The organism is Silicimonas lutimaris (assembly GCF_047314965.1).
In the GTDB taxonomy this organism is placed as follows: Bacteria; Pseudomonadota; Alphaproteobacteria; order Rhodobacterales; family Rhodobacteraceae; genus JAVJUV01.
This window is the reverse complement of the sequence record NZ_JBLBVK010000043.1, coordinates 1-15413: the sequence shown is the minus strand read 5'-3', so window position 1 is coordinate 15413 and position 15413 is coordinate 1. Positions and strand designations below refer to the sequence as shown.

General features: G+C 60.6%; 13 protein-coding genes. 9 read left to right on the top strand and 4 right to left on the bottom strand.

Annotated elements, in window-relative coordinates; translation table 11 throughout:
* Positions 1 to 3: 3 nt before the first annotated feature.
* A complete protein-coding gene (locus ACKLNI_RS07415) occupies positions 4 to 1053 on the top strand; it encodes a hypothetical protein (protein WP_413718424.1) in 1050 nt (349 codons plus the stop codon).
* An 84-nt stretch (positions 1054 to 1137) separates the two neighbouring features.
* On the opposite strand, the gene prpE is transcribed toward ACKLNI_RS07415, so the two are convergent.
* Both prpE and ACKLNI_RS07405 read right to left on the bottom strand, forming a co-directional pair.
* Complete coding sequence (prpE, locus tag ACKLNI_RS07410) at positions 1138 to 3027, bottom strand: propionate-CoA ligase PrpE (RefSeq protein ID WP_413718423.1); 1890 nt, start codon at positions 3025 to 3027, stop codon at positions 1138 to 1140.
* Between the two features lie 215 nt (positions 3028 to 3242).
* A complete protein-coding gene (locus tag ACKLNI_RS07405) occupies positions 3243 to 5525 on the bottom strand; it encodes an NADP-dependent malic enzyme (protein WP_413718422.1) in 2283 nt (760 codons plus the stop codon).
* 172 nt (positions 5526 to 5697) lie between these two features.
* Here ACKLNI_RS07405 and ACKLNI_RS07400 point away from each other — a divergent pair, with 172 nt between their 5' ends.
* The 5 genes from ACKLNI_RS07400 to upp are packed head-to-tail and all read left to right on the top strand — an operon-like array spanning position 5698 to position 10227.
* Entirely contained in the window at positions 5698 to 6108 is a 411-nt protein-coding gene (locus ACKLNI_RS07400) for a cytidine deaminase (RefSeq protein WP_488199639.1), read from the top strand.
* Between the two features lies 1 nt (position 6109).
* Entirely contained in the window at positions 6110 to 7411 is a 1302-nt protein-coding gene (locus tag ACKLNI_RS07395; protein ID WP_413718420.1) for a thymidine phosphorylase, read from the top strand.
* A gap of 1 nt (position 7412) precedes the next feature.
* Entirely contained in the window at positions 7413 to 8621 is a 1209-nt protein-coding gene (locus ACKLNI_RS07390) for a phosphopentomutase (protein ID WP_413718419.1), read from the top strand.
* Positions 8618 to 9598, top strand: coding sequence for an adenosine deaminase (locus ACKLNI_RS07385; RefSeq protein WP_413718418.1), 981 nt, complete (start codon positions 8618 to 8620; stop codon positions 9596 to 9598). Before ACKLNI_RS07390 ends, ACKLNI_RS07385 begins: the two co-directional genes overlap by 4 nt.
* The gene (upp, locus tag ACKLNI_RS07380) at positions 9595 to 10227 is read left to right on the top strand and encodes a uracil phosphoribosyltransferase (RefSeq protein ID WP_413718417.1); all 633 of its coding nucleotides are present in this window, start codon (positions 9595 to 9597) and stop codon (positions 10225 to 10227) included. The genes ACKLNI_RS07385 and upp overlap by 4 nt, the downstream gene beginning before the upstream one ends.
* Before the next feature lie 80 nt (positions 10228 to 10307).
* Here upp and ACKLNI_RS07375 read toward each other — a convergent pair whose 3' ends face one another.
* On the bottom strand, positions 10308 to 11321 hold the full coding sequence (locus ACKLNI_RS07375; protein ID WP_413718416.1) for a M48 family metalloprotease: 1014 nt from the start codon (positions 11319 to 11321) through the stop codon (positions 10308 to 10310).
* A gap of 151 nt (positions 11322 to 11472) precedes the next feature.
* Between ACKLNI_RS07375 and sseA the strand changes: the two genes are divergently transcribed.
* The 3 genes from sseA to ACKLNI_RS07360 are packed head-to-tail and all read left to right on the top strand — an operon-like array spanning position 11473 to position 14078.
* Positions 11473 to 12321: a 3-mercaptopyruvate sulfurtransferase gene (gene sseA / locus ACKLNI_RS07370; protein ID WP_413718415.1), complete on the top strand. Its 849-nt coding sequence runs from the start codon at positions 11473 to 11475 to the stop codon at positions 12319 to 12321.
* The gene (locus tag ACKLNI_RS07365; RefSeq protein ID WP_413718414.1) at positions 12318 to 12884 is read left to right on the top strand and encodes a GNAT family N-acetyltransferase; all 567 of its coding nucleotides are present in this window, start codon (positions 12318 to 12320) and stop codon (positions 12882 to 12884) included. Before sseA ends, ACKLNI_RS07365 begins: the two co-directional genes overlap by 4 nt.
* 9 nt (positions 12885 to 12893) lie before the next feature.
* Complete coding sequence (locus tag ACKLNI_RS07360) at positions 12894 to 14078, top strand: amino acid aminotransferase (RefSeq protein ID WP_413718413.1); 1185 nt, start codon at positions 12894 to 12896, stop codon at positions 14076 to 14078.
* Between the two features lie 117 nt (positions 14079 to 14195).
* Here ACKLNI_RS07360 and ACKLNI_RS07355 read toward each other — a convergent pair whose 3' ends face one another.
* Positions 14196 to 14906, bottom strand: coding sequence for a VPLPA-CTERM sorting domain-containing protein (locus tag ACKLNI_RS07355; protein ID WP_413718412.1), 711 nt, complete (start codon positions 14904 to 14906; stop codon positions 14196 to 14198).
* Positions 14907 to 15413: the final 507 nt, after the last annotated feature.

Sequence of the window (15413 nt, the reverse complement as noted above, 5' to 3'; positions counted from 1 at the left end):
CCGATGTCACTGACGACAACCTGTATCGGGGCCTATCCCAAGCCACCTTACGTGCCCATTTCGGATTGGTTCCAGGTTGGTCACGATGCCGAGGACTATAACGAACGCGTATTGAAGGGATGGCAGGCGGGGCAAACCGAGGAGGCTCAGGCTCTCCTGGACAGGGCAACGGCCGAGGTCGTGGCGGACCAGATCGCTTGCGGGATCGATATTCCGACGGATGGCGAGGTGCGGCGCGAAAACTACGTGCATTACCAGTGCCGTCACTTCGACGGGTTCGACTTCGACGGTCTGACGAAACGCGTGCTTAGAAATGGCGCCTATGTCACGGAGTTGCCAACCATCCGCGGTCCGGTGAAGGCTCGGGGCGAAAGCGTTCTCGTGCGTGACTGGCAGGTTGCCGAGGCTGCCGCCGGGCGGCCGGTCAAGATGACCTTGCCCGGGCCAATGACGATTTCGGACACGACGGCGGATGCTTTTTACAACGATGCCGAGCGTCAGGCCGAGGATCTCGCGGCAGCCTTGAATAGGGAAATTCTGGCGCTGGCCCAAGCCGGATGCCGGTACATCCAGATCGATGAGCCGATCTTCGCCCGCAAACCGGATGAGGCACTTGCTTATGGGATGCGAGCGCTGGAGCGATGCTTCGAGGGCGTGCCGGAGGAAGTTACCCGCGTGGTCCACATGTGCTGCGGATATCCCAACCGGTTGGACGATACGGATTACCCGAAGGCAGACCCTGAGAGTTATGTGAAGATCGCGCGCGCGGTCGACGGGGTTGTGGATCAGATCAGCATAGAGGATGCCCACCGTCACAATCCCGACCGCCTGTTTCCACTGTTCGAAGTGTCGACCCTGATCGTGGGTTTCGTACGCGTTGCTTCCAGCCGGCTGGAGACGGTCGACGAGATCAGGATGCGGATGTCCGAAGTACTTCGGCTACTCCCACCTGAGCGCGTCATGGCGGCGCCGGATTGCGGTCTCGGATTCCTTGGCCGAGACCTGGCCATGGCGAAACTCCGCAATCTGTCCGAGGCAGCCCTGTCGGTTTAGCGCAGTTCATCGAAGATTGCGCTTCTCCTCTTTCAAAAGCTTGGGGAACTGGCGCGCAAGGCGCGGGGCAGAGCCCCGCCGCCGTTACCCGGCGTAGCCGAGTGTTTGAAGCGCCGAACGTATCTCGTCCAGGATGGCCGGGTCGTCGATCGTGGCAGGCATCTTGAAGTCTTCACCATCCGCAATCTTCACCATGGTGGCGCGAAGAATCTTCCCCGAACGAGTCTTTGGAAGCCGGTTCACCACAACGGCGTGTTTGAAGGCCGCGACCGGACCGATCTTGTCACGGACGAGCTTCACGCATTCTGCCACGATGTCGGTATCCGGACGGTCTGTCCCGGTATTCGTGCAAAGAAAGCCCAGTGGCAATTGGCCTTTCAGCTGGTCGGACACACCGATCACCGCGCATTCGGCGACATCAGGGTGGCTGGCAAGCACCTCTTCCATGGCTCCGGTCGACAGACGGTGGCCGGCGACGTTGATGACGTCATCTGTGCGGGCCATGATGTAAAGGTACCCGTCTTCATCGACATAACCTGCGTCACCGGTTTCGTAGTACCCGGGAAAATGGTTCAGGTAGCTTTTCCTGAAGCGATCCTCGGCGTTCCAAAGCGTCGGCAATGTTCCGGGAGGCAGGGGAAGCTTGACCGCGATTGCTCCCAGTTCTCCCGGCTTCAGAGGATGCCCGCCTTCGTCGAGAATCTGGACATCATATCCGGGCATCGCCACTGAGGGCGAGCCGAGCTTGATCGGCATGTGTTCGATGCCCACCGGGTTCGCCGCGATGGCCCAGCCGGTTTCAGTCTGCCACCAGTGGTCGATAACGGGAACATTCAGCATCCGTTCGGCCCATTGAATGGTATCGGGATCCGCACGTTCGCCGGCGAGGAAGAGCGTATTCAGGGATGAAAGATCGTATTTCTTGACGAATTCGCCATTGGGATCCTCGCGTTTGATGGCGCGGAATGCCGTTGGGGCGGTGAAAAGCACCTTGATCTTGTGTTCCTCGATCATGCGCCAGAAAGTTCCGGCGTCCGGGGTGCCGATCGGCTTGCCTTCGAAAACAATAGTCGTATTGCCGTGGATCAGGGGGGCGTAGCAGATATAGCTGTGCCCGACGACCCAGCCCACGTCGGAGGCGGCCCAGTAGACGTCGCCCGGATTGACGCCGTAGATGTTCTTCATTGTCCAGTTGAGCGCCACCAGATGACCCGCAGTCGGTCGCACGACGCCTTTCGGCTGGCCGGTCGTGCCCGAGGTATAGAGGATGTACGCCGGGTGGTTGCCTTCGACAGGAACACAGTCGGCCGGCGCGACACCTTCCTGGAACGCGTGCCAATCGTGGTCGCGGCCTTCCTGGAGAGACGCAATCGCCTGCTCGCGCTGAAGGATGACGCAGAGTTCCGGCTTGTGCCGTGAGGCTTCGATCGCCGCGTCGAGGAGCGGCTTGTACTGGACAACACGGCCTGGCTCGATGCCGCAGGACGCCGCGATGATCGCCTTGGGCTGGGCGTCATCGATCCGGACGGCAAGTTCGTTAGCGGCAAACCCGCCAAAGACCACCGAATGGATCGCGCCGAGGCGCGCGCACGCCAGCATGGCCACAAGCGCTTCCGGCACCATCGGCATGTAGATTATGACGCGATCCCCTTTGACAACCCCGCGGGCAGCAAGAGCGCCGGCCAGATGCGCGACCTTGTCTTTCAGTTCGGCATAGCTGATGTGGGCCTTGGTGCCGGTGATCGGGCTGTCGTAAATGATTGCCGTTTGCTCGCCACGCCCTGCTTCCACATGCCGGTCCACCGCGTTCCAGCAAGTGTTTACCATGCTGTCGGTAAACCACTCGTACAGAGGCGCCTGGCTGTCATCCAGAGCACGGGTCGGCTTCCTGTCCCAGTCGATGGCTTCGGCCGCCTGCATCCAGAACGTCTCAGGGTCGTTCTTCCATGCCTGATAAATGTCCCGGTATGCCATGACCGCACTCCTCCTTGCAGCGTGATGCAGCGGTGTTAAGGGACGCCACGCCCTTGGGGCAAGTGTCTTGCTGCCTCCAGCGTCAGAAGGACGCAAAAAATTTGCATCCTTTGCTTGCCGTGACTGCAAATTTTTGCAAACCTGCCGCTAACGGTCAGGTTATTTAGGGAATGCTCCCAGTTTTTGCAAATCTGCAAACTTTGGGTCGCAAAGAATCACCCGTAGTGCGTTACGGGAGTTCCGGCCAGCGCCGATATGTTCAGCAGTCCGCGCGCCGTAATCGAAGGGGTCACAATATGTGCCCTGTTTCCCATCCCCATCAGGATCGGCCCCACTTCCAGCCCGCCCGCCTTCATCTTGAGAATATTCCGCACACCAGACGCGGCGTCGGCGTTCGCGAAGACGAGCACATTGGCCGGGCCCGAGAAGCGTGAATTGGGCATGATCCGCGCCCGCAGTTCTTCATCGAGCGCTGAGTCGGTGTGCATCTCGCCTTCGTACGCAAAGTTGCGCGGTTCGCCGTCGAGGATTTCTATGGCGCGCCGCATCTTCCGGCCGGTGTCGCAATCAAGATTTCCAAACTGGCTGTGACTGCACAGGGCGATCTTTGGTTCTACTCCGAAGCGTCTCGTGTGTCGCGCTGCGGCGACCACGACCTCTGCAATCTGCTGGGGCGTCGGTTCGGGGTGCACATGGGTATCGGCGATGAAAAGCGGACCGTCCTCGAGGATCATCAGGCTCAGCGCGCCGATCGGGTGCAGGCCATCGGTCGCGAGGATTTGGCAGACGTAGTTCAGATGCCAGAGATATTGGCCGAAGGTTCCGCAGATCAGGCTATCGGCCTCGCCGCGGTGCACCATGACCGCACCGATTGCGGTTGTGTTGGTACGCATGACCGCGCGCGCGATGTCTGGCGCGACACCCTTGCGTTCCATCAGCTTGTGATAGGTTGTCCAATAGTCGCGGTAGCGGGGGTCGCTTTCGGGGTTCACGACTTCGAAATCTTCGCCGGGGTGAATGGGCAGACCTGCCCTCTGGGCTCGGGCGTCGATCACATCGGGGCGACCGATCAGGATGGGCCGGTCAGTCGTCTCTTCCAGCATGGCGTTCGCAGCCCGCAGAACGCGTTCATCCTCGCCTTCGGCAAAGACAATGCGCCGCTGCGCGGTGGAGGCGGCTTCGAATACGGGCCGCATGATCAATGCCGATTTAAAGACCGAGCCATCGAGGCGGGTCTTGTAGGCTTTCAGATCTTCAATGGGACGCGAGGCGACACCTGTTTCCATCGCCGCCTTTGCCACGGCGCTTGCCACGACGCCCATAAGCCGGGGGTCGAACGGCTTGGGAATCAGATAGTCGGCGCCGAAAGTGAGTTGCTCGCCCTTGTACGCGGCAGCGGCCTCGGCGCTGGTGGTCGCGCGGGCAAGCGCCGCGATGCCTTCGATGCAGGCAATCTTCATTTCGTCGTTGATCGTTGTGGCGCCGACATCCAGCGCCCCTCGGAAAATGAAGGGGAAGCACAGGACGTTGTTGACCTGGTTCGGAAAGTCGGACCGTCCGGTTGCGATGATCGCATCGGGAGCGACTTCGCGCGCTGCATCGGGCATGATTTCAGGGGTCGGGTTTGCCAGTGCGAAGATGATCGGTCTCGACGCCATCTTCGCGACCATGTCGGGTGTCAGGACATTCGGGCCGGACAATCCGAGGAAAAGGTCGGCGTCTTCGATCACTTCACTCAGATCGCGCGGTCCGCCGGGCTGAGCATAGTCGAGTTTCTGCGGTGTCATATCCACGTCGCGGCCTTCATGGACGAGGCCGTGGAGGTCGCAGAGCCAGACATTTTCGCGCCGCACTCCGAGCTTCAGAAGCATGTTAAGGCAGGCGATGCCGGCGGCGCCGCCGCCGGTTGATACGACTTTGATGTTTTCGAAAGCCTTGTCTGCAACGCGCAGCGCATTGGTTGCCGCGGCGCCAACAACAATCGCCGTCCCGTGCTGGTCATCATGGAACACAGGAATGTTCATGCGCTCCCGGCAGATCTGTTCGACGATGAAGCAGTCCGGGGCCTTGATGTCTTCAAGGTTGATCGCGCCAAATGTCGGTTCCAGCGCGCAGATGATGTCTGCAAGCCTGTGTGGGTCGTTCTCGTTAAGCTCGATATCGAAGCAGTCGATATTCGCGAACTTCTTGAAAAGGACAGCCTTGCCCTCCATGACCGGTTTCGAAGCCAGGCCGCCGATGTTCCCAAGTCCCAGAACCGCTGTTCCGTTTGAAACGACGGCCACCAGATTGCCCCGTGCCGTGAAGCGGCTCGCCGCCATCGGGTCGGCCTTGATTTCGAGGCAGGCCTCTGCAACTCCGGGCGAATAGGCACGGGCTAGGTCGCGCCCGTTCGCAAGCGGCTTGGTTGCCCGGATTTCCAGTTTCCCCGGCTTTGGGTGCTCGTGATAGTCAAGCGCTGCCTGGCGCAGAGCTTCCTGCCTTGGGTCGCTGGTCATTCGGATCCTCCAAAAATAGTTTAATATTAAACTATTTTACCTTGGCGTTTACTACGCCCGTCCGCCCACAAGGTCAACGGGAATGCCAACCTGAATTGAATTCTGATAGGAAACGGGGTTCGGGGCAAGGAGCTACCGGATTGCCTTGCACTTCGCAAAACCTCAGGTCACCTTGCCGAAAAATCAGGGACGCAACATGAGCCTTTTAGATCAAGCGGCGGCAGTGCGGGAAAACGCGTATGCGCCATATTCCAAGTTCAAGGTGGGAGCGGCGCTGAAGACGGGGTCTGGGGAGATCTACGTTGGATGCAATGTCGAGAACATTGCCTCTCCGGAAGGTACGTGCGCGGAGGCGGGAGCCATCGCCGCCATGGTGGCCGCCGGTGAAACTCGGTTTTCGGAAGCGGCCGTCATCGCCGAAGGACCAAGACCGGTGACACCTTGTGGCGGGTGCCGACAGAAACTGATCGAGTTTGCGGAGCCTGAAGCACGGATTGTCATGGGGACGACGAGCGGCGAGACGATGGAAATGGCCGTTGCGGATTTGCTGCCCGGTGCATTCGGTCCGGGACACATGCGCTGACATGGATGCCCGTGCTATTATCGAAAAGGTTCGCGACAACGGTGAACCCACGCAGGCTGAGTTGAACTGGTTCGCCAAAGGTCTCGCGAACGGCGCTGTGACGGATGCCCAGGCCGGGGCCTTCGCCATGGCGGTCTGTCTCAAGGGATTGTCGGAGGAAGCGCGTGTTGCTCTGACACTTGCCATGCGCGATTCCGGCGATGTGCTGAACTGGGGTGACGGCGCGCCGGTCATCGACAAACACTCGACCGGAGGAATCGGGGACTGTGTCTCGCTTCTTCTTGCGCCCATGCTGGCAACGGTCGGTGCGCGCGTGCCGATGATCTCCGGGCGTGGTCTGGGCCATACCGGAGGCACGCTGGACAAACTGGAGGCCATCCCAGGTGTGTCGACCGATGTCGACGAAGCCGGCTTCCGCAGGATGATCGACCAGACCGGGGCCGCGATCGTATCGGCGAGCAGCCGGATCGCGCCGGCGGACAAGCGACTTTATGCGATCCGGGACGTGACCGGCACGGTTGAGAGTGTCGATCTGATAACCGCTTCGATCCTGTCCAAGAAACTGGCGGCGGGCCTTCAATCCCTGATCCTCGACGTGAAGGTCGGCTCGGGCGCCTTCATGACAACAGGCGAGGATGCGAAACGACTGGCGCAATCGCTGGTGCGCACTGCAAACGGGGCAGGCTGCAAGACGGCCGCCCTGATCACAGACATGAACCAGCCTCTTGCACCGGCAGCCGGCAATGCGCTTGAGGTTGCCGAGGTCATGGAGGCGCTCACCGCGCCCAAGAACTGCCGGCTTGTGGACCTCACTCTTGCCCTCGGAGCCGAGTTGATGGTGCTGGCCGGGATGGATACCGCGCCGGAAGTTGCGGCAGTGAAACTGCGTGACGCTCTCGAGAGCGGTGCAGCGGCAAAGGCATTCGACGCGATGGTTGCCGCTCTCGGCGGACCGTCGGCATTCAGTGAGAATTGGCGACAACGCCTGCCAGAGGCCAACGTCATCCGTGAAATCCCTGCGCCTTCGGCTGGAAAGCTGGCGGCGCTCGACGGGCACGAGATCGGATTGGCGGTCGTCCGCATGGGAGGAGGAAGATTGAAGGAGGGCGACAGGATCGATCCATCTGTCGGGTTCTCCGAGATCCTGTCCCTTGGCCAGGATGTTGCGCAGGGGCAGCCGCTGGCCCGGTTGCATGCTGCCAGCGAGAAAGCAGCACTGCAGGCGGAGCGCGCCTTTCTCGAGGCGGTCACAATCGCTGAAACCGCCGAAGTGCCGCCGCTGCTTCACGATCGGGTAGGTTGATATGCCCCGCGCCTTCCTGGTCGTTCTTGACAGCGTCGGTGCAGGTGGTGCGCCGGATGCCGATGAATTCTTCAACGGAACGACCCCTGACACCGGCGCCAATACTCTCGGGCACATTGCCGATGCCTGCGCAGCGGGCCGGGCGGAAGATGTGCGAACCGGACCGCTCAAAATGCCAAATCTGGGACGTCTCGGACTGGGGGCGGCGGTGCGGCTGGCATCGGGAGCGGAGATGCCGGGTTTTCCGAAGGATCCAAGCGGGTTATGGGGCGCTGCAACGGAGGTGTCGAAAGGCAAGGACACACCATCGGGACATTGGGAGCTTGCCGGAGTGCCCGTCCCCTGGGACTGGCACTATTTTCCGAAGGAAACACCTTCCTTCCCGGAGGCAGTCATGGCCGAAGCCGCGCGGCTGGCCGGAACCACCGGGACGCTTGGAAACTGCCACGCGTCCGGAACGGTGATTATCGACGAGCTTGGCGCCGAGCATCTGAGGACGGGCTGGCCGATCTGCTATACATCCGTCGATAGCGTCTTCCAGATCGCCGCGCATGAGGAGCATTTCGGGCTGGACCGGCTGATCGACCTTTGCCGCGGATTGGCGCCGACCCTGCATGCGATGAAGGTGGGGCGCGTCATTGCCCGGCCGTTCGTGGGCACGCCAGGTGACTTCCGGCGCACGGCGCACCGCAAGGACTTTGCGATCGAGCCGCCCGCTCCTACGCTCTGCGATTGGGTGCACGCGGCCGGCGGAAAGGTGCATGCCGTGGGAAAGATCGGCGACATCTTTTCGATGAAGGGTATCGATGACGTTGTGAAAGGGCCGGATGCCGATCTGATGGAGCATCTCGTCCGTCTGACGGCCGAGGCCGGGGAGGGTAGCCTGACCTTTGCCAATTTCGTGGAGTTCGACACGAATTTCGGGCATCGCCGGGATGTCTCGGGATATGCGCGCGCGCTGGAATGGTTCGACACTCAGGTTCCGCGCCTGATCCAAAACATGCGTACTGGAGATCTGATCCTGTTCACCGCGGATCATGGGAACGATCCGACATGGGTCGGCACGGATCATACACGCGAACGGGTTCCGGTCGTTGGATACGGTGTGGGAAAGCACGAGATCGGGCTTGTCGGTTTTCGCGACGTGGCAGCATCTCTTGCGGCGCATCTCGGGATCATCGCGCAAGGTGAGGGAAGGAATTTTCTTTGAACAACCTGCCGAAGGTCGAACTGCACCTGCACCTCGAAGGCGCCGCGCCGCCCGCTTTCATCCGCGGTCTGGCCGCTGAAAAGAAGGAGGACCTGTCCGGCATCTTCGACGAGAATGGCGCTTACAAGTATCGGGATTTCTGGGATTTTCTCAAAGTCTATGAAGCCGCGACGTCGGTTCTGACGACGCCCGAAGACTATCGGCGCCTGACGCTTGCTGTCCTTGAGGAAAGTGCGGCCTCGGGTGTGATCTATTCTGAGACTTTTCTGTCGCCGGATTTCTGCGGTGGGAGAGATGTGGGAGCATGGCGCGAATACCTTGCCGCGATCCGCGAAGCCGCCGATGAAGCCGAGGTAAATGACGGCATTGTCCTGCGTGGCGTCATTACCTGCATTCGCCATTTCGGCCCTGACAAGGCGAGGGAAACGGCGATCTGCGCCGCTGAGACGGCCGGGGACTGGGTTGTGGGATTCGGGATTGCCGGCGACGAAAAAGCGGGGAAACCGAAGGACTTTGCGTGGGCGTTCGACTGCGCTCGAGAGGCGGGTTTGCGCCTGACGGCACATGCGGGTGAATGGGGCGGTCCGGACAGCGTCCGCGACGCGCTTGACGACCTGGGTGTCGAGCGGATTGGCCACGGCGTTCGCGCGATCGAGGACCTGGCCCTGGTGGACAGGCTGGCTGAGGACGGGATTGTTCTGGAGGTCTGCCCCGGATCGAACGTGGCGCTGGGCGTGTATCCGAATTGGCGGGCGCATCCCATCCACAGGTTGCGCGAGCGCGGTGTGACCGTCACAGTAAGTACCGATGATCCGCCGTTCTTCCATACGACGATGAACAACGAATATGACCGTCTGGCCGATGCTTTCGAGTGGGACGACGGTGTCTTCGAAGAGATCGCGCGGAACTCGGCGAAGGCGGCATTCTGCGATGACGCCACCAAGGAAAAGATTTTTAAGAAACTGGAGACCCCATGACGCAGCACCTGACAGTCGTCAATCACCCGCTGGTCCAGCACAAGCTGACGTTGATGCGCGACAAGAACACGCCGACGGCTGTCTTCCGGCAGCTTTTGCGCGAGATCAGCCATTTGCTTGCCTATGAGGTGACGAGAGAGCTGCCCATGACGATGGAAGAAATCGAGACGCCGCTGAAGACCATGCAGGCACCGGTCCTCGACGGCCGCAAACTTGCGCTTGTGTCGATCCTTCGCGCTGGTAACGGCTTGTTGGACGGGATGCTCGATCTGATCCCCTCTGCCCGCGTCGGCTTCGTGGGGCTCTACCGGGACGAAGAAACGCTCCGGCCGGTGCAGTACTACTGCAAGCTGCCCGGTGAACTGGCGGACCGGTTGGTTATCGCAGTGGATCCGATGCTTGCGACGGGCAACAGCTCGGTCGCGGCGATTGATCTTTTGAAGAAGGCAGGCGCCACGAATATCCGCTTCATGTGCCTCCTCGCCGCTCCTGAGGGTGTCGCGCGGATGAAGGAAGCGCATCCGGATGTTCCTGTCGTGACTGCGGCGCTGGACGAGAAGCTGAACGACAAGGGCTATATCGTTCCGGGTCTTGGTGACGCCGGCGACCGGATGTACGGAACCAAGTAAAGCGACCGGTTCCCTTTACTGCCGACCCTCCCGGCGTCTGCCGAAAGGAGGCAGCACCCGGGTGTCCAATGCTCAGCTGATCAGCCCTCGCAGATTCTCTGGAGTGCCAGCCAGTCGCCATCGCCGATAAGCGGCAAGGTCTGCGTGATTTCCTTGCTGGCCTCGATCAGGGGCGTTTGTCCTTCGCCAGTTAAGTCGATGGCATAGGCGTAGGGTTGCCCCGAAACCCCGGCGGTTTTCATTTTTGTGACCAGCGCTGTGTCAGGCACCGGGATCGGGGCCGCGGCGACCAGCTTCTCTGCATGGCGCCGCAGCGCTTCATCATCTATCCGTCCGGTCGTCAGCAATTGAAGTGCGGCGCCGAGACCGGCGTCGGACAGCACGCGTTCCAGCGGGTCCGCGCCAGATCGCCGAATGTCCTCGGCCAGAAGATATCCGGCCAGAACGTCGGGGGTTTCGTGATCTTCGACAAGGCGATGGCTGATCAGGATTGTCCCGCCCGGCAGGTGGGTGGTTTCCGCGAGGGCGGAGGGAATGACCACGAGCGTCGTGCGTCCCTCGGGAAAAAGGCGGCTCTGAAGCTTCTCGAGCGCGCGCAGGCCCGCGGACTCGGCGCAGGGCGCTCCCGTTAGCTTGCGGATTTCCTCGCGCAGTCTGGCACCAATCTCTGTTCGCGCACCTTCCGGAACTAGCGAGGCGGTATATCGCGTGATTGCCTGGGGCAGCCAGATGGCCGCGCCCGCCAAGGCGACCACAAGTACCGCGCCGATTGTCAGGGAGCGCAGCCTTCCGGGGTGCGAACCGCCGCTCTGGATGGATTTCAGGACTGCTTCGATGGCGTCGACGATTTCGGTGTCGGCAAGTTCCAGCGTTTCGGGAGTGTCTTCTCCAGGTGCATAGACCGCGGGCATGTGGCCCGGGTTGGTTCGAAAGATTGCAGGCAAAGACCAGTGGCTGAGGGCCGATCCATTTGCCGAGGCAATGGTCAATGTCGCGTCCCCGATAGAGACAATGACGTCGCGGCGCTGCGCCTCGGGCTCCGGGCGCCACAGGCCCTCCGCTTCAAGCCGCTGGTATTTTGCCAGTACCGTCACGCGTGTTGCCGCCCTGCCTCCAGCCGTCCTGTCGGCGGCACTTTAGACCAAGGCTCCGGCACCGACAATCGGCGTTCCCCGACCTCGGGCGGGTTGCGCCAAAGCCCGGCAAGGCGTAGCAGGGAGGGCGTGCAATCATTGAGGAAACGTCATGGCCGACGATCCGAAAACACTTGTCTCGACCGAATGGCTTGCGGATCATCTGAAGGATCCCGATCTGCGTATTTTCGATGCGTCATGGTACCTGCCGGACATGGGTCGTGACGGAAAGGCCGAATACGACGCAGCGCATATTCCCGGTGCGCGCTATTTCGATCTGGACGAGTTGTCGGATCAGCGTTCGGAATTGCCGCACATGGCGCCTCCCCCCGAGAAATTCATCAGCCGGATGCGCGCGATGGGCGTCGGCGACGGGCACCAGGTCGTGGTCTACGACGGGGCGGGCATGTTCAGTGCCGCGCGGGTCTGGTGGCTGTTCCGGCTGATGGGCAAGACGGATATCGCGGTTCTGGACGGCGGTTTCGGCAAATGGCAGGCCGAGGGTCGGCCGGTTGAGGACATGCCGCCGCTCATGCGGGACCGTCACATCACGGTTTCAAAGCAAAACCAGCTGATCAAGGACGTGACGCAAGTGGCGGCCGCGGCGAAGCTGAAGGATCACGAGATCCTCGATGCGCGCTCGCCATCGCGGTTTCGCGGCGAGGAACCGGAACCGCGTCCCGGTTTGCGCTCGGGGCATATTCCCGGGTCGAAGAACGTTCACTACCGCACTCTCTTGAACAGCGATGGCACCATGAAGACACCCGAGGCCTTGAAAAAAGTCTTCGATGCGGCTGGTGTCGATCTGTCGAAGCCAGTCATCACCTCCTGCGGGTCGGGCGTCACTGCGGCGATCATCTCGCTTGCGCTTGAGCGCATCGGCCATCGAAATCATGCACTCTACGACGGGTCCTGGGCCGAGTGGGGGGCTTTTGACTATCTGACGGTCGAGAAGGGATGACCCTTCAGAAGGCAGGAACCAAGGTCGCCTATACCATCACTTACCTGGAGATGGAGCAGCGCCCGTCGTATGATTGGCCGCATCTGCCGTCAGGCTCCACCGCAGCGCTTCTGAAAGCTGACAAGCCGCCTGTCTGGTGGTTCCTGTCGCTTTATGACGCGGTGGGGCGTGACTATGCATGGGAAGACATTCACAAGCTGGAACATCCCGAGATCGAGGCCTGGCTGCAGAAGGACGTGATGTCGCTTTACACCCTTCTGGATCATGGATGGCCGCAGGGCTTTTTCATGCTGGAAGACAAGCCCGATGGCGTTTGCGACCTGGCTTATTTCGGAATGGTGCCTGAGGCCGTCGGGCGTGGGCTTGGCTCTTGGCTGTTGCAGACGGCGATCCTGACGGGCTGGGACCGGCCCGACACGCGACGGATGACGGTGCAGACCTGTACGCTGGATCATCCGCGCGCCCTTGCGCTTTATCAGAAAAACGGGTTCACCCCTGTCCGACGCGAGGACAAGACGCGAATCCTGACCCGCGACCGAGACCTGACACGCATCCCAACCTAGAGGCATGCCATGCTGACCGACCTGAAACCGCAACCCGCAGACAAGATCCTTGCCCTGATGCAGGCCTTTCGTGAGGATCCGCGCGAGAACAAGATCGACCTGGGAGTAGGGGTCTACAAGAACGCCGAGGGTGTCACGCCCGTGATGCGGGCGGTGAAGGCCGCCGAGCAGCGACTGGTCGAGACGCAGGAAACCAAGGCCTATACCGGTCTTGCGGGCGATCCCGCCTATGCCGCCGCCATGCGGGGCCTGATCCTGTCCGATAGCGTGGACGCGGGCCGGGTGGCTGCGGTCGCGACGCCGGGCGGGACCGGGGCGATCCGGCAGGGGCTGGAACTGATGCAGTATGCGGATCGTGCGGCGACGATCTGGCTTTCGGCCCCGACATGGCCGAACCATCCCTCGATCGTGAAATACCTCGGGATTCCAATGCGGGAGTACCGGTATCTGGCCAGCGATCTTCCGGTCGTGGATTTCGACGGCATGATGGAGGATCTGAAGGGGGTCAAAGCGGGCGATCTCGTCTTGCTCCACGGCTGCTGCCACAATCCGACCGGTGCGAACCTGACCGCCGAGCAATGGGCGGTTGTGGCTGATCACCTCGAGGCCACAGGTGCGATCCCGTTCATCGACATCGCCTACCAGGGGTTCGGAGACGGTCTGGAGGAGGATGCCTATGGCGTCCGGCTTCTGGCGGCACGGATGCCCGAGATGATCGTCGCGGCGAGCTGTTCCAAGAACTTCGGGGTGTACCGCGAGCGGACCGGGCTCCTGATGGCCATTGCACCGGAGCAGAAGTCGAAGGCTGAGGCGCAGGCGACGCTGAACTTCCTGAACCGTCAGAACTATTCCTTCCCGCCGGATCACGGCGCGCGGGTGGTGCAGATGATCCTCGACGATCCGGAATTGCGCGCCGACTGGCAGACCGAGCTGGAGGACGTGCGCCTGGGCATGTTGAAGCTGCGCGAACAGTTGGCGCGGGAGTTGAGGAACCGGACGAACTCGGATCGCTTCGATTTCATCGCGGAACATCGGGGCATGTTCTCACGTCTGGGCGCGACGCCGGCACAGGTGGAAGTGCTGCGTGAAAAATATGGGATCTATATGATCGGCGACAGCCGTATCAATATTGCCGGGCTGAACGAGGCGACCGTACCGATCGTTGCGCAGGCGATTGCCGTCGAGATCGGATGAATCCCCGCGATCTTGCTAGTGACTGGTCCGCAAGAACGGGATGCGTGGCCGTCGGGTGAATTGTTCCCGACGGCAACCATTGTTTGTTGCTAGCAAGATAACGCGGCTTGTCAGCTGTTAACTGCGCCGCGAATTGATGCCAAGTCCCGCAATGCCGCACAGAAGCAGGGCAAAACTGGCGGGCAGGGGGACATCGGCAGGGGCAAGGTCGCCGGCATAACGCAGCGTGTCCATGTCGGATTGAAACGAGACATCGCCGAAGAGTCCGCCTGTCGCAAGCTGGGTGAAGTCGACCAGCATTGTTGTGAACAGATCGCCCGCCGCCGCTTGGCCGGCAAGATTCACTGCGCCCAAATAGGTGACATTGATAATGCCTTCGAGGATATCACCACCCTCGTAGATTTCGAACGGGTACCCTCTGCGCGATGTCGGCGTATTCCCGTCGGCGCCCTCAGCGGCAAGCGAAATGTCGAAGACAGTGCTTGCGGGCGCAAGATAGAACTCGAGGGATGCAAGCAGATTGGTTGTGGACAGTTCAAACCCCATCCATCCCATAGAAACGGAAAAGTCGTCGCCAACTGCAGTTCCATTGGTCCACTGATCCAGCGCCTGCCAAGTTACGGCTTCCTGACTTCCATCCACAAAGGTTGCTGTAACTATCGCACCATCTAAGTCTGCGCCGCGCGTCGTCGTATCGTCGCGCATCCCGTATGCGGTTTCCATCGCATTGCCGGTGAAGCTGTTGAACTCGATGGTGGCTGCGTTGGCGGTTCCAGCTATAATCGCGGTCGCAAGGACTAGACCGGTCTGGCAAAACTTTTCAAACATTACTCAATCACTCATATTAATTGCAGCGCATAGCCAGACAGAGGTCAAAGCCATGATTTCACCTGACTAACGACATAATTTTGTCTCGAAAGCAATTGGTTATCGGTTCTTTTTGCGAAACGAAGTATTTCCACAACAGTCGATCGTTACGCTGCGGTGCTCGAAACGCAGCGCCGGACCGATTATTTTCTGCTTTTTTTCGCTGCCTAGCCGTTTTCGCGAAGCACCGATCCGTCGAGGTAGAGCGAGCCGCAGATCGGTATGCGGGCCGGTGGGGCGGGTGGTTCGAGAGGACATGGAAGGTCTGGTTTGAGCCCAAAGTAGACCAACGCTTTGGGAGATTATACGCTTCCCTAGTTTGCGACAATGAAGGACACCGATTCATGTCAACGCCCAAAGAAAGACTGAATGAACTGGGGCTTAAGTTGCCTGCGCCCACCAAGGTTCCTGAAGGCCTGCATTTACCGTTCTCGTTTGTAAATGTCAGAGGCGAAAGGGTGATATTCT

Excerpts from the sequence above, each read along its gene's own strand:
- ACKLNI_RS07405 (WP_413718422.1), bottom strand. The coding sequence starts at position 5,525 with ATGACCAGCGACCCAAGGCAGGAAGCTCTGCGCCAGGCAGCGCTTGAC.
- ACKLNI_RS07415 (WP_413718424.1), top strand. The coding sequence starts at position 4 with ATGTCACTGACGACAACCTGTATCGGGGCCTATCCCAAGCCACCTTAC.
- sseA (WP_413718415.1), top strand. The coding sequence starts at position 11,473 with ATGGCCGACGATCCGAAAACACTTGTCTCGACCGAATGGCTTGCGGAT.
- ACKLNI_RS07395 (WP_413718420.1), top strand. The coding sequence starts at position 6,110 with ATGGATGCCCGTGCTATTATCGAAAAGGTTCGCGACAACGGTGAACCC.
- ACKLNI_RS07365 (WP_413718414.1), top strand. The coding sequence starts at position 12,318 with ATGACCCTTCAGAAGGCAGGAACCAAGGTCGCCTATACCATCACTTAC.
- prpE (WP_413718423.1), bottom strand. The coding sequence starts at position 3,027 with ATGGCATACCGGGACATTTATCAGGCATGGAAGAACGACCCTGAGACG.
- ACKLNI_RS07360 (WP_413718413.1), top strand. The coding sequence starts at position 12,894 with ATGCTGACCGACCTGAAACCGCAACCCGCAGACAAGATCCTTGCCCTG.
- upp (WP_413718417.1), top strand. The coding sequence starts at position 9,595 with ATGACGCAGCACCTGACAGTCGTCAATCACCCGCTGGTCCAGCACAAG.
- ACKLNI_RS07390 (WP_413718419.1), top strand. The coding sequence starts at position 7,413 with ATGCCCCGCGCCTTCCTGGTCGTTCTTGACAGCGTCGGTGCAGGTGGT.
- ACKLNI_RS07355 (WP_413718412.1), bottom strand. The coding sequence starts at position 14,906 with ATGTTTGAAAAGTTTTGCCAGACCGGTCTAGTCCTTGCGACCGCGATT.